The following is a 14,019-nucleotide window of genomic DNA, read 5'->3' as shown; positions in this document are numbered from 1 at the left end:
TCGAGCGGACCGGTTCGTAATATGAGGGGGAGCGTCCGGTCTTGAATACCACAATCATGCTGTTCCTGGTGCAGGACGGCATCACCAATGGCGCGATCTATGCGCTGCTCGGCCTGGCGCTGGTGCTGGTATTCGCCGTCACCCGCGTCATCCTCATCCCCCAGGGCGAATTCGTCACCTACGGCGCGCTGACCTATGCCTCGCTGGCCGCCGGCCAGATGCCGGGGACGGCAAAGCTCGCGCTGGCGCTCGGCATCGGCGCCTTCGCTTTCGACCTGTTCGTGGCGCGCAAGGCGCTGCACGGGCGGCTGGTCATGCGCAGCCTCATCACGAACATCGCGCTGCCTTCCATCGTGTTGGCGCTGACCGTGTACTTCGCCGCCCAGAAGCCGCCGGTCGCGATCTGCATCGTGCTCTCACTGGTGATCGTCGCGATGATCGGCCTTTATCTCTATCGCATCGCGTTCCAGCCGCTGGCGCACACCTCGGTGCTGGTGCTGCTGATCGCATCCGTGGGCGTCCACCTCGCGCTGCAGGGCCTCGGCCTTCTGTTCTTCGGTGCCGAAGGCCAGCGCGGACCCGCCGTGCTGTCCGGCGCCTTCACCGCCGGCGCGCTGCGCTTCACCGGCCAGAGCATCACCGTCTACGTCATCACGGGCGCGTTCATCGTCGGGCTCTGGCTGTTCTTCGGCCTGACGCTCTACGGCAAGGCGCTGCGCGCGACCGCCGTGAACCGTCTCGGGGCGCGGCTCGCAGGCATCCGCACCACCTTGTCGGGGCAGATCGCTTTCCTGCTGGCCTCCGTCATCGGTGCGCTGTCGGGCATCATGATCGTGCCGATCACGACGCTCTATTACGACTCCGGCTTCCTGATCGGCCTGAAAGGCTTCGTCGCCGCGATCATCGGCGGCCTCGTCAGCTATCCCCTGACCGCCGTCGCGGCGCTGGTGGTCGGCATCGTCGAGGCGTTCTCGTCCTTCTATGCCTCCAACTACAAGGAAGTGATCGTTTTCATGCTCTTGATCCCCGTGCTGCTGCTGCGCTCACTCGCCGCACCGGCGGTCGAGGAAGAGAAGGACTGAGGCCAAGATGCAGAGCCGGCTTCCCATCATTGTCTTCGCGCTCGTGATGGCGGCGATCCCGTTCATCCCGGGCATGCCCCCGTTCTGGATCGTGCTGCTCGACAATATCGGCCTCGCCGCCCTGGTCGCGATGGGCCTCGTGCTGCTGACCGGGGTCGGCGGTCTCACCTCGTTCGGCCAAGCCGCCTTCGTCGGCTTCGGGGCCTACACCACCGCGGTGCTGTCGACGGCCTACGGCGTGTCGCCATGGCTGACGCTGCCGCTCTCGCTCCTCGTCAGCGGCCTGTTCGCGGTGCTGCTGGGTCTGATCACCGTCCGCCTCTCCGGCCATTATCTGCCGCTCGGCACGCTCGCCTGGGGGCTCGGGCTGTTCTATCTGTTCAGCAAGCTGGAATTCCTGGGACGAAACGACGGCATCTCGGCGATCCCGCCGCTGTCGATCGGCACGTTCAAGATGCTCTCGCCCGGCTCGATCTATTACGCGATCTGGATCGCTGTGATCGTTTCGGCACTGCTGACGATGAACCTGCTGGACTCCCGCACCGGCCGCGCCATCCGCGCGCTCAGGCGCGGCCATGTCGCGGCGGAAGCCTTCGGCGTGCACACGCCGCGCGCCAAGCTGCTGGTGTTCATCCATGCAGCGGTGCTCGCCGGCCTCTCGGGATGGCTCTACGCGCATCTTCAGCGCGCGGTGAACCCGACCCCGTTCGGCGCGCATATGGGCATCGAGTATCTCTTCATCGCCGTGGTCGGCGGCGCCGGCTATGTCTGGGGCGGCGTCCTGGGCGCCGCGATCGTCGTGGTCCTGAAGGAGGTGCTGCAGAGCTATCTGCCGCTGATCCTGCCCGGCTCCGGCCAGGTCGAGACCATCGTGTTCGGCATCATGCTGGTGGCGCTGCTGCAGCTTGCGCCCGGCGGCCTCTGGCCCTGGTTGATGGCGTTCTTCCCCGAGCGCGGCGATGGCAAGAAGCCGGATACTTCGCTGAAGCTGGAGCACCGCGTCCGCGCACCCAGCGAGGCCGGCGTCCTGCTCCAGGTCGAGAAGGCGCGCAAGCAGTTCGGCGGCGTGGTCGCCGTGAACAACGTCTCCTTCGACGTACAGGCCCGCGAGATCGTCGCGCTGATCGGCCCGAACGGCGCCGGCAAGAGCACGACCTTCAACCTGATCACCGGCGTGCTGTCGGCGACCTCGGGCTCGATCTCGGTGCTCGGCAAGAAGGTCGACAACGCGCCGCCGCAGGAGATCGTCAAGCTCGGCATCAGCCGGACCTTCCAGCACGTCAAGCTCGTCCCCGACATGACCGTGCTGGAGAACGTCGCGATCGGCGCACATCTCCGCGGCCATTCCGGACCGGTTGCCTCGATGCTGCGGCTCGACCGCGCCGACGAGGCCAGGCTGCTTGCGGAGGCCGCCCGCCAGATCGAGCGCGTCGGCCTCACCGAGCAGATGCACCAGCTCGCAGGTTCGCTGTCGCTGGGACAGCAGCGCATCGTCGAGATCGCGCGGGCGCTCTGCGTCGATCCGATGCTGCTGCTGCTCGACGAGCCCGCCGCAGGCCTGCGCCACATGGAGAAGCAGCGGCTGGCGACGCTGCTGCGTGACTTGCGCGACGGCGGCATGAGCGTGCTTCTGGTCGAGCACGACATGGGTTTCGTCATGAACCTTGCCGACCGCATCGTGGTGCTCGATTTCGGCACCAAGATCGCCGAGGGCACCCCCGCCACGATCAAGACCAATCCCGAAGTGATCAAGGCCTATCTCGGAGTGGCGGCATGAGCGCGCTGTTGTCCGTCACCGACGCCCATGTCGCCTATGGCAAGGTCGAGGCGGTGCGCTCGGTCTCGCTCGAGGTCGGGGCCAACCAGATCGTCACCATCGTCGGCGCCAACGGTGCCGGCAAGACCACGCTGCTGTCCGCCATCATGGGCATCCTGCCGCTGAAAGGCCGCGTCGTCTTTGCGGGGCAGGATCTCGCCCGGCTCGACATCGAGGACCGCGTCGCGATGGGCCTCGGCCTCGTCCCGGAGCACCGCGAATTGTTCGTGACCATGAACGTCGAGGACAATCTCGAGCTTGGCGCCTTCCGTATCGAGAGGTCCAAGGCGAGGGCCTCGATGGAGCGGGTCTACACGCTGTTTCCGCGGCTCAAGGAGCGGCGCAAGCAGCTCGCCGGCACGCTCTCGGGCGGCGAGCAGCAGATGCTCGCGATGGGCCGCGCTTTGATGGGCGAGCCGAAGCTGCTGATGCTGGACGAACCGAGCCTCGGCCTCGCGCCGATCATCGTCGCCGACATCTTCCGCATCGTCGCCGAGCTGCGTGCCGCCGGCGTCTCCGTGCTGCTGGTCGAGCAGAACGCGCAGGCGGCGCTGAAGATCGCGGACCAGGCTTACGTGATGGAGCTCGGCGAATTCGTGCTCAGCGGCAAGGCCAGCGACATTGCCGCAAACGAGCGGGTGGCGGCGAGTTATCTCGGCTTCCAGCACGAAGGCGCGAGTGCGATCTGATCTTTCTTACCCTCCCCTGGAGCGTAAGAATGCAGCGACTTACGGAGCTACACCCGCCGCCTTCTCGCCTTTCAACGCCGCAATCTCCGCTTCCAGCTCCGCAATCCGCGCGTCCCTCGCTGCCAGCGCCGCGGCGACATCGCTTGCATCGAACTTCTGCGGGATGTGCTGCGGGCAGTTGGTGTCCCAAGCCGCGATCTTGAACAGGATCACCTGCTCCGGCCGCGCACGGTAGCCCTTCGGCATCAGCGAGGCCGTCAGCGCCTCGTCGTCCTCGACGACGCGCGCCTCGCCCCAGATCTTCACGCGGCGGCGATGGGCGTAGTCCATCACGAAGATGTAGGCCTTGGCGTTCTCCAAGAGGTTGCCTTGCGTGATGTATTGCCGGTTGCCGGCGTAGTCGGTGAAGGCCAGCGTCTGCTTGTCCAAGACCTTCAGGAAGCCCTTCGGGCCGCCGCGGTGCTGGATATAGGGTTGGCCGTCGGCCGATGCGGTGGCGAAATAGAAGCTGTTGGCGTCGGCGAGGAACGCGGCGAGGTTCTCGTCGACCTCGGTACGCCATCCTCGCTGCTCGGCATGGGCATAACCCTCGCGCGATCCCTTTCGGGTCTGGATCGATTTCACCGCCGGCGAAAAGGCGACGTCGCTGGCATAGGTGCGAGTTGTCGTCATCGGGATATCCCCTGGAATTCGGGCGCATGGTGCGTCTGTTACCAGCTACATGGACCTTCCGGAGGCTAAAACAATCGATCCGCTTGACACTTCATCATTGCAATATATGCAATAATGCGATGGACCGCCTCGAAGCCATGCATGTCTTCGTCACCGTCGCCGATCTCAGCGGCTTTGCCCCGGCGGCGCGAAAGCTGCGGCTGTCGCCCTCGGCGGTGACGCGACTGATCGCGGCGCTGGAGGAGCATCTCGGCGCGCGGCTGCTGCAACGAACCACGCGGCAGGTGACGTTGACCGACGTGGGGAGGCGCTATCTGGAGCGGGCGCGACGGATCCTCGCCGATGTCGAGGAGGCCGATGGCTCCGCACGCGAGGAGCGCAACCGGCCGAGCGGGCGCCTGGTGGTCTCGGCCCCGATCGGCTTCGGCCGGCTGCATGTCGGGCCGATCATGACCGCCTATCTCAAGCGCTATCCCGAGGTCGCCTGCGAGCTCCGCCTGTCGGACCATCTCGTCAACCTGGTGGAGGACGCCGTCGATGCCGCGGTGCGGATCGGCCACCTCGCCGATTCCTCGCTGGTGGCTCGCCAGGTCGGCGAGATGCGGCGGATCACAGTGGCGGCGCCGGGCTATCTCAAGCGTCACGGCGAACCGAAGACGCCGCAGGAATTGCTCGCGCACCAGACCATCGCATTCGGCCCGTCCGCCGCTTGGCGTTTCGTGCAGGACGGCCGTGACATCGAGGTGACGACGGCCCCGCGCTTCGCCAGCAACAGCGCCGACGCCGCGCTGCAATATGCCGAGGCCGGCGGCGGCGTGACACGGGTGCTGGCCTATCAGGCCGCCGAAGGGCTGAAGCGCGGGCGGCTGAAGATCGTGCTGGCGAAATACGAGCAGCCGGCGCTGCCGATCCACATCGTCTATCCGACCTCGCGCCTGCTCTCGGCCAAGGTGCGCGCGTTCATCGATCTCGTGGTGGAGACGGCGGAATGGAGGTTTGGGTGACCGCCTGTGTCCCGGACGCGGTGCGGCGCCGAAGTGCCGCTCCGCAGAGCCGAGACCCAGAAGGCGGCAGGGCTCCATTTCCAGACATGAATCCCGGCTCTGCGCAGCAGCCTTACACGCTGCAGCGCGTCCGGGACACCGAAAGCGAGACCATCACCCCTTCTTCGGCACCACGCGGAACGTCCCGCTCGCCCGCGCGATCACGGCATCGTCGGCTTTCGCCAGGCATTGCGCGAAACAGATGGTAGAGCCGGTCTTGATCGCCTCGCCCTCGACCGCAAGCCATTGGCCGATTTCGGCGGCACCGGCATAGTCGACCGACAACGAGATCGTGACCAACGAAGTCGACCAGCCCGTCGCCTGGGCACAGCTATAGCCCATGGCGGCATCAGCCAGCGCGGCAATCAACCCGCCATGGATCAATCCGCGCGCGTTGGTGTGCGGCGTCGCCAGCCGCAATCCCACGGTGACGCCTCTCTCGGTCTTCTTGGAGTAGAGCGGCTCCCAGGGATCGGTGAGCGGCGCTTTGCGGAAATGCGGCTCGAAGCCGGCGGGGATGTCGGTGAGGGCCATGGCTGTCTCGCGTTGCGTGTCAGCGGCATTGAACACGACGGATGCGACGGCCGCATCAATTACAAAGTTTCAAACGGCATTTGCGTGCGTGTTTGAAACGGGCGGGTGCCGCAAGCACAGATCCCGTAGGGTGGGCAAAGGCGCGTAGCGCCGTGCCCACGATCTCTGCACAATTGAGAAAATTGGTGGGCACGCTCACGCTTTGCTCACCCTACGCTCCGCTCGCAATGACGGGGGATGTGGCGGCGGCACGCCTTAAAACGGCAGCCCCACGTAATTCTCCGAGAGCGACGTCATCGCCGCCTGCGACTGCGTGACGTAGTCGAGCTCGGCGAGCTGGATGCGGGCGCCGATGCTGCCAGTGTCGGGGAATTTGTGCAGCATCGAGGTCATCCACCAGGAGAACCGCACCGCTTTCCAGACGCGTGCCAGCGCCTTGCCGGAATAGGCGTCGATGCCGGCGCTGGACTTCTCGTCGTAGAATTCGCGCAGCGCACCCGCCAGATAATGCGCGTCGCTGGCAGCGAGGTTGAGGCCCTTGGCGCCGGTCGGCGGCACGATGTGAGCGGCATCGCCGCACAGGAACATCCGGCCGAAGCGCATCGGCTCGGCGACGAAGCTGCGCAGCGGCGCGATGCTCTTCTCGATCGAGGGGCCCGTCACGAGGCTGTCGGCCGCCTCCTGATCGAGCCGGCGCTTCAATTCGTCCCAGAAGCAGTCGTCCGGCCATTGGTCGACGTGGTCGTCGAGCGAACATTGCACGTAATAGCGGCTGCGCCTGGTCGAGCGCATGGTGCAGAGCGCAAAGCCGCGGGCGTGATTGGAATAGATCAGCTCGTGGCTGACCGGCGGCGTGTCCGAGAGAATACCGAGCCAGCCGAACGGATAGACCCGCTCGAACTCCTCAATGGCCGAGGCGGGAACGCTGGCGCGGCTGACACCGTGAAAACCGTCGCAGCCGGCGATGAAATCGCAATCGAGCGTGTGGGTGACGCCGTCCTTGACGTAAGTTACGCGCGGGTGACCACCGTCGAAATCGTGCACCTGGACGTCCTTGGCCTCGTAGACCGAGACAAGACCGGCGGCCTTGCGCGCATTCATCAGATCGAGCGTGACCTCGGTCTGCCCGTAGATCATGACCGTCTTGCCGGTCGCGCCCTTCATGTCGATGCGATGACGGCGCCCGGAAAAAGCGAGCTCGATGCCTTCGTGCACCAGCCCCTCGGCATGTGCCCGGGTGCCCGCGCCGATCTGGTCGAGCAGCGCGACGGTTCCCTCCTCCAGCAGCCCGGCACGGATACGGCCGAGCACGTAGTCCGGGCTCTGCCGCTCCAGAATGACATTATCGATGTCGTAAGCGTGCAGCAGTTGCCCAAGCAACAATCCGGCCGGCCCGGCCCCGATGATTGCGACCTTTGTCCGCAATACTTGCTCCTCCCGATCCTGTAGGCTTTCGTGGCGGCCTGCTTGTCGCTTCAAGACGCTCAGGATAATTATACCATATAATCGTTGGGCAAAAGGGAGCGCGGCCGCCGCGAAGGGCGACAAATCCATGCAACAGGGCTGACGGTGGATGCGGCAGAGGTGCGCGCCAATTCCGGCTTGAACCCGTCCGCCATCTAGATAACATGTTAATTAATGAGACCGGGCCATCGAAGCCCACCGTCGACAACAGGGAGAGACGCGTGATGAGAAGAGCCTGTCTGGCATTGCTGCTGGCCGCGAGCGTGACGCCTGCCTTCGCGCAGGACAAGACCTTCGATCTGAAGATCTCGCACTGGGTACCGGCTTCGCATCCGCTGCAGAAGTCGCTCGAAGACTGGGCCGCGGCGGTCGAGAAGGATTCCGGCGGCACCATCAAGGGCAAGGTGTTTCCGGCCCAGCAGCTCGGCAAGGCGTTCGACCATTACGACATGGCGCGCGACGGCATCGCCGACGTCACCTACGTCAATCCCGGCTATCAGCCCGGCCGCTTCCCGATCGTCGGCGCCGGCGAGCTGCCGTTCCTGATCTCCGACGCCAAGGGCGGCTCGATGGGCCTGGACGCCTGGTATCGCAAATATGCCGAGAAGGAGATGAAGGACGTCAAATACTGCCTCGCCTTCGTCCATTCGCCCTCGTCCTTCCATTCCAAGACCAAGAAGATCGTGGTGCCCGAAGACGTGAAGGGCATGAAGATCCGTCCGGCGCACGCCACCATGGCGAACTTCGTCACCTCGCTCGGCGGCACCAACGTGCAGTCCTCGGCGCCGGAAGTGCGCGACATCATCGAGCGCGGCGTCGCCGACGGCGTCACCTTCCCCTGGGGCTCGCTGGTGCTGTTCGGCATCGACAAGGTGACCAAGTACGACATGGAGGCGCCGCTCTACACCACGACCTTCGTGTTCGTGATCAACAAGGACAAGTACAATGCGATGTCCGACAAGCAGAAGGCCGCGATCGACAAGAACTGCTCGGTCGAGATGGCGGGCGTGGTCGGCGAGCACTGGGGCAAGTTCGAGGATGCCGGCATCGCCAAGGTCAAGGCGGAATCCAACCACGAGGTCTACAAGCTGACGGCCGAGCAGACCGCAGCCTGGAAGAAGGCCGCCGAGCCCTTGGTGAAGACCTGGAGCGACGGCGCCAAGAAGGCCGGCGCCGATCCGGATGCCGCGCTCGCGGACCTCAAGGCCTCGCTGAAGAAGTACAACGCGCTGGCGGAGTAAGGCGCAGCAGCGGCCACGCGCTCACTGCACCTCTCCCGCTTGCGGGAGAGGTCGCGCCGAAGGCGCGGGTGAGGGCTCTCTCCTCTTGGGGGCTCTCGATTGTGGAAGCACTCTCTCCCCAACTCTCCCCGCAAGCGGGGGAGGGAGCGCACCTCCGTCGCGGACAAACTGAACCCGGCTTCGCTTGATTTAGATAGGAATCTTCCCCCATGAAGCGCTCCTGGATGGATCGCGTGATCGATTCGATCGAATGGATCGCGGCCGGCTTCGTCGGCATCGTCGCGCTCGACATCTTCCTGTCGGTGCTGCTGCGCAACACGCTGAACTATTCGATTCCCGACAGCTTCGACATCGGCCGCATGCTGCTCGGCATCCTCATCTTCTGGGGCATCGCCGCGACCTCCTATCGCGGCACCCACATCACCGTGGACCTGATCTGGGCCAATGTCGGGCCGCGCTACCAGCGCATGATCGACGTGTTCGCGACGCTGGTGCTGCTGTTCGTCGTGACGGTGCAGACCTGGACGCTGTTCGACAAGGTCCGGCTGACCTACAACGACAATGTCCAGACCTTCGACCTGCACATGCCGACCTGGCCATTCTTCCTCGTCGCCTGGATCGGCGACGTCTGCGCCGTGCTGCTGATCGCGATCCGCACGTACCGGCTGATCTTTCACCCCGAAGAGATGCAAGAACCAAAGATCAAGGTGACGGAGTAACCATGAGTACCGACGCCGTCGCCGTCATCGGCTTCGTATCCCTGTTCGTCCTGATGCTGCTGCGCGTGCCTGTCGGCATGGCGATGGGCCTCGTCGGCGTGACCGGCTTCAGCTACCTTGTCGGTTCGACGCCGGCCCTGAAGATGGTGGGCCAGGTCACCATGCGGACGGTGACCGATTACACGTTCGGCGTGATCCCGATGTTCCTCCTGATGGGCTCATTCGTCAGCAATTCCGGCATGAGCCGCGAGCTGTTCCGCGCCGCCAACGGCTTTGTCGGCCATTTGCGCGGCGGGCTCGGCATCGCCACGGTCGGCGCCTGCGGCGGCTTTGCCGCGATCTGCGGCTCCTCGGTCGCGACCGCCGCGACGTTCTCCGCCGTCGCCTATCCCGAGATGCGCCGGTTCGGCTATCCGCAATCTTTCGCCACCGGCGTGATCGCGGCCGGCGGCACGCTGGGCGCGATGCTGCCGCCGTCCACCGTGCTCGCGGTCTACGGCATCATCACCGAGCAGGACATCGGAAAGCTTTTCATCGCCGGCATCATTCCCGGCCTTCTGGCGATGACCATGTACATGATCACGATCTTCCTGATCGGCTATTTCCGTCCCGATTTCCTGCCCAAGGGCAAGGCGACGTCGTGGCGCGAACGCTTCGCCGGGCTGAAGGACATCTGGGCGCCGGTGCTGCTGTTCGTATTCGTGATCGGCGGCCTCTACGGCCTGCCCTTCCTGCCGCGCTTCACGCCGACGGAAGCCGGCGGCGTCGGCGCCACCGGCGCCTTCATCATCGGCGTGCTGACCGGCCGTCTCGATCGCGAGAAGGTGCTGGCCTCTCTGCTGCAGGCAACCCGCACCGCGGCCGCCGTGTTCACCGTGCTGATCGGCGCCCTGATCTTCGGCTATTTCCTGACGATGACGCAGACGCCGCAGAAGGTCACGGAATTCCTCACCGGCCTCGGCCTCGGCCCCTACGGCGTGCTGGCGCTGATCATGGTGATGTATCTCGTGCTCGGCTGCCTGATGGACGCCATGGCCATGATCATCCTGACCGTGCCGATCATCTTCCCGGTCATCATGCATCTCGGCTTCGACCCGATCTGGTTCGGCGTCATCATCGTCATGACCGTCGAGCTCGGCCTGATCCATCCACCGGTCGGCATGAACGTCTTTGTCATAAAAAGCGTGGTGAAGGACGTCTCCTTCACCACCATCTTCAAGGGCGTGATCCCGTTCGTGGCAACCGACCTCATCCGCCTCGTGATCCTGATCGCCTTCCCGCTGCTGGCGACCTGGCTGCCGACGCGGATGATGGCGAATTGAGAGGTGACGCGATGATCACACCCGCTCTCGAAACCAAATACGCCTTCACCATCACCGCGCGCATTGGCGACGTCGTCACCGCCGGCGAGACCGGGATCGGCGTCCGGCGCATCATCCCGATCATCGGCGGCGAGGTGACGGGCGCGATCACGGGCAAGGTGCTGCCGTTCGGCGCCGATTTTCAGACCATCCGCCCCAACGAGCTGATCGATCTCGAAGCGAAATACGCCTTCGAGACCGACGACGGCGCCGTGGTCTATGTCGAGAACAAGGGCATGCGCTTTGGCCCGGTCGAGCTGCTGCAGAAGCTCAAGCGCGGCGAGCCGGTCGATCCCAAGCTGATCTATTTCCGCACCGTACCGAAATTCGAGACCGGGCATGAGAAATATCGCTGGCTGATGGAGCACATTTTTGTCGGCTCCGCGGCGCGGCACGCGGACCGCGTCGTGATCGACGTGCATCAGGTGCTGTGAGAGCTACGACCTCGTCATTGCGAGCGCAGCGGCGCAGCGAAGCAATCCAGAGTCCCTCCGTGGAAAGATTCTGGATTGCTTCGCTGCGCTCGCAATGACGGAGAGAGGGGCAACAGCAGCGTGTCATAATGCCCCCGAGCCTCTGGCCGCGGCGTCAGACCCCGGCAACCGATCCCTGCCCCGGGGGTGATATCGTCCTGCCCTCCTTGACTCCCCCAAAATTCGTTATACAACATAACTATTCTGACAAGGACGCAAATGACACAGGGAAACGCCGAGACCGCTGCCGCGGGTGGCTCCGGGCTACTCCGATCGAGAGGGCGGACCGGGTTCTGACCGTGGGTTTGAACCGGCCGGCCAAGCGCAATGCGCTCAACGACGGCATCATCCTGGAAATCGGCGAGTGTTTTGCGTCCCTGCCCGAGGACATCGGCGCCGTCGTCATCCACGGCATCGGCGACCATTTCTCCTCCGGCCTCGACCTCTCCGAGCTGACCGAGCATGACGCGACCGGCGGCCTACTGCATTCCCAGATGTGGCACCGGGTGTTCGACCGCATCCAGTACAGCCGCGTGCCCGTGATCGCGGCCCTGAAAGGCGCCGTGATCGGGGGCGGGCTGGAACTCGCCTGCTCGGCGCATATCCGCGTCGCCGAGCCCTCGACCTATTTCGCGCTGCCGGAAGGACAACGCGGCATCTTCGTCGGCGGCGGCGGCTCGGTGCGGCTGCCGCGGCTGATCGGCGTCGCCCGGATGATGGACATGATGCTGACCGGACGCGTCTATAGCGCGACCGAAGGCGCGTCCTACGGCTTCGCACAATATGTGACGGAAGCCGGCAACGCGCTCGGCAAGGCGATGGAGCTTGCGACCAAGGTCGCCTCCAACGCGCCGCTGACCAATTTCGCCGTGCTCCAGGCGCTGCCGATGATCGCCGAGGCCAATCCGCAGACCGGTCTGTTGATGGAATCGCTGATGGCGACCGTGGCGCAGAGCGACAAGGAGGCAAAACGCCGGATCCGTGAATTCCTCGAGCACAAGACCGCAAAGGTAAAGCCGAAGCCATGAGCGCGCAGCCGTCCTCTTCCAGCATGGAGCGCGGCGCGAGCAGTTTCCCGCTGCGGCCCATCTCGTTCGGCGATCCCGCCGTCAACATCGAACGGCGCGACGACGGCACGATCTATCTCAGGCCGAAGCAGCCGCTCGGCGACTATCCGGTCCGCATCACCGATCGCCTGCATCATTGGGCGGCGACCACGCCGGATCGCGTCTTCATGGCGGAGCGCGAAGGCGGCCACGGCTGGCGCAAGATCACTTATGCCGAGCTGCTCGTCGCGAGCCGGCATATCGCTTCAAGCCTGATTGCGCGCGGCCTGTCGGCGGAGCGGCCGGTCGTGATCCTCTCCGGCAACTCGATCGACCACGCCCTGCTCGCGTTCGGCGCGTTCTACGCCGGCATTCCGTTCTGCCCGGTATCGCCGGCCTATTCGCTGGTGTCGAAGGACTACGGCAAGCTGTCCTATCTGATGAAGCTGCTGACGCCCGGCCTCGTCTTCGCCGAGGATGCCGACAAGTTCGCCGATGCGCTCGCCGCCAATGTCTCGCTCGGCACCGAGATCGCCGCCTCCTATGGCCGCGTGCGGGGCCGCGACGTCACGCTGCTCGCCGACCTCATGGCGACGCCGACCCGCAGCGATCTCGACGACGTCCATGGCAGGATCGGTCCCGACACCATCGCGAAATTCCTGCTGACCTCGGGCTCGACCGGCAATCCGAAGGCCGTCATCAACACCCAGCGCATGATCTGCGCCAACCAGGTGATGCTGCGCGAGACGCTCGCTTTCCTGAAGGACGAGCCGCCGGTCATCGTCGACTGGCTGCCCTGGAATCACACTTTCGGCGGCAACCACAATATCGGACTGACGCTCTACAATGGCGGCTCGATGTATCTGGACGCCGGCAAGCCGATGCCCGGCGGCATCGAGGAGACCGTGCGCAATCTCCAGGAAATCTCGCCGACGGTCTATTTCAACGTGCCCAAAGGCTATGAATCGCTGCTGCCCTATTTGCGCGAGGACCAGGGCTTGCGCGCAAAATTCTTCGACCGCCTGCACGCGATGTTCTTCTCGGGCGCGGCGCTCTCGCCGTTCATCTGGGACAGCCTCGACGAGCTTGCGGTGAAGGAAAAAGGTTATCGCGTCCCGATGCTGACCGGGCTGGGCGCGACCGAGACCGCGCCGTTCTTCATGTCGGTCAATCCGCGCACCAGCCGCTCCGGCCATGTCGGCCTGCCCGTTTTGGGCAACGACGCCAAGCTGGTGCCGAACAACGGCAAGCTGGAGGTGCGGGCTAAGGGGCCGAACGTCATGCCCGGCTACTGGCGCCAGCCCGACATCAGCGCGAAGTCCTTCGACGAGGAAGGATTTTACAAGATGGGCGATGCGCTCAAGCCCGCCGATCCCGACGATCTCAACGCCGGCTTCGATTTCGACGGCCGGGTCGGCGAAGACTTCAAGCTTGCCAGCGGCACCTGGGTCAGCGTCGGCCCCTTACGCGCGCGACTCACGGCGGCCTGCGCACCGCTGGTGCGCGACGTCGTCATCGCCGGCATCAACCGCGACGAGATTTCCGCGCTGGTGGTGCTCGATCTCGACGGCTGCCGGCTGATCAATCCGACGCTGCCGGCCGACGATCTCGTCGTCGCGACTCGCGACCGTCTGGTCCGCGAAGCCTTCCGCGAGCGCCTGACCGGTTTCCTCAGCCAAGCCACGGGATCCTCGACACGCATCACGCGGGCGATCCTGATGGACACGCCGCTCTCGATCGACAAGGGCGAGGTCACCGACAAGGGCTCGATCAACCAGCGCGCGGTGCTGGAGCATCGCACCGACCTGATCGAGGAGCTCTACGCTGACAATCCGTCGAACCGTGTGATATCGGTCGCCTAGAATCATCGCCAAAGGAG

At 64.9% G+C, this 14,019-nt stretch carries 12 protein-coding genes and 1 pseudogene; 10 read left to right on the top strand and 3 right to left on the bottom strand.

Going from position 1 to position 14,019, the window contains the following annotated elements:
• Nucleotides 1–41: 41 nt before the first annotated feature.
• The 3 genes from ACETMP_RS27720 to ACETMP_RS27710 are packed head-to-tail and all read left to right on the top strand — an operon-like array spanning nt 42 to nt 3,587.
• The gene (locus ACETMP_RS27720; protein ID WP_375158637.1) at nt 42–1,082 is read left to right on the top strand and encodes a branched-chain amino acid ABC transporter permease; all 1,041 of its coding nucleotides are present in this window, start codon (nt 42–44) and stop codon (nt 1,080–1,082) included.
• 7 nt (nt 1,083–1,089) lie between these two features.
• Nucleotides 1,090–2,859 carry an ATP-binding cassette domain-containing protein gene (locus ACETMP_RS27715; protein ID WP_375158636.1) on the top strand — a complete coding sequence of 590 codons (1,770 nt, stop codon included), beginning with the start codon at nt 1,090–1,092 and terminating at the stop codon, nt 2,857–2,859.
• On the top strand, nt 2,856–3,587 hold the full coding sequence (locus tag ACETMP_RS27710) for an ABC transporter ATP-binding protein (RefSeq protein WP_375158635.1): 732 nt from the start codon (nt 2,856–2,858) through the stop codon (nt 3,585–3,587). Before ACETMP_RS27715 ends, ACETMP_RS27710 begins: the two co-directional genes overlap by 4 nt.
• Before the next feature lie 39 nt (nt 3,588–3,626).
• Here ACETMP_RS27710 and ACETMP_RS27705 read toward each other — a convergent pair whose 3' ends face one another.
• Nucleotides 3,627–4,259 (bottom strand): pyridoxamine 5'-phosphate oxidase family protein, encoded by a 633-nt coding sequence (locus tag ACETMP_RS27705; RefSeq protein WP_375158634.1) that lies wholly within the window; start codon nt 4,257–4,259, stop codon nt 3,627–3,629.
• Between the two features lie 119 nt (nt 4,260–4,378).
• On the opposite strand from ACETMP_RS27705, the gene ACETMP_RS27700 reads away from it, so the two are divergent.
• Nucleotides 4,379–5,263, top strand: a complete 885-nt coding sequence (locus tag ACETMP_RS27700; RefSeq protein ID WP_375158633.1) for a LysR family transcriptional regulator — start codon at nt 4,379–4,381, stop codon at nt 5,261–5,263.
• A gap of 153 nt (nt 5,264–5,416) precedes the next feature.
• Here ACETMP_RS27700 and ACETMP_RS27695 read toward each other — a convergent pair whose 3' ends face one another.
• The gene (locus tag ACETMP_RS27695; protein WP_375158632.1) at nt 5,417–5,836 is read right to left on the bottom strand and encodes a PaaI family thioesterase; all 420 of its coding nucleotides are present in this window, start codon (nt 5,834–5,836) and stop codon (nt 5,417–5,419) included.
• A gap of 255 nt (nt 5,837–6,091) precedes the next feature.
• Entirely contained in the window at nt 6,092–7,261 is a 1,170-nt protein-coding gene (pobA, locus tag ACETMP_RS27690) for a 4-hydroxybenzoate 3-monooxygenase (RefSeq protein ID WP_375158631.1), read from the bottom strand.
• Between the two features lie 263 nt (nt 7,262–7,524).
• Between pobA and ACETMP_RS27685 the strand changes: the two genes are divergently transcribed.
• The 6 genes and pseudogenes from ACETMP_RS27685 (at nt 7,525) to ACETMP_RS27660 (ending at nt 14,002) form a co-directional block, all read left to right on the top strand.
• Nucleotides 7,525–8,541, top strand: coding sequence for a TRAP transporter substrate-binding protein (locus ACETMP_RS27685; RefSeq protein WP_375158630.1), 1,017 nt, complete (start codon nt 7,525–7,527; stop codon nt 8,539–8,541).
• Between the two features lie 209 nt (nt 8,542–8,750).
• Nucleotides 8,751–9,260: a TRAP transporter small permease gene (locus ACETMP_RS27680; protein WP_375158629.1), complete on the top strand. Its 510-nt coding sequence runs from the start codon at nt 8,751–8,753 to the stop codon at nt 9,258–9,260.
• Between the two features lie 2 nt (nt 9,261–9,262).
• Nucleotides 9,263–10,582, top strand: coding sequence for a TRAP transporter large permease (locus ACETMP_RS27675; RefSeq protein ID WP_375158628.1), 1,320 nt, complete (start codon nt 9,263–9,265; stop codon nt 10,580–10,582).
• 11 nt (nt 10,583–10,593) lie between these two features.
• Complete coding sequence (locus tag ACETMP_RS27670) at nt 10,594–11,055, top strand: DUF3237 domain-containing protein (protein ID WP_375158627.1); 462 nt, start codon at nt 10,594–10,596, stop codon at nt 11,053–11,055.
• A 258-nt stretch (nt 11,056–11,313) separates the two neighbouring features.
• Nucleotides 11,314–12,122: pseudogene (locus ACETMP_RS27665) on the top strand (crotonase/enoyl-CoA hydratase family protein).
• On the top strand, nt 12,119–14,002 hold the full coding sequence (locus ACETMP_RS27660) for a feruloyl-CoA synthase (RefSeq protein WP_375158626.1): 1,884 nt from the start codon (nt 12,119–12,121) through the stop codon (nt 14,000–14,002). Before ACETMP_RS27665 ends, ACETMP_RS27660 begins: the two are co-directional and overlap by 4 nt.
• Nucleotides 14,003–14,019: the final 17 nt, after the last annotated feature.

This window comes from Bradyrhizobium dasycarpum, assembly GCF_042019905.1.
Taxonomy (GTDB): domain Bacteria; phylum Pseudomonadota; class Alphaproteobacteria; order Rhizobiales; family Xanthobacteraceae; genus Bradyrhizobium; species Bradyrhizobium japonicum_B.
This window is presented reverse-complemented; position numbering and strand designations above follow the sequence as displayed.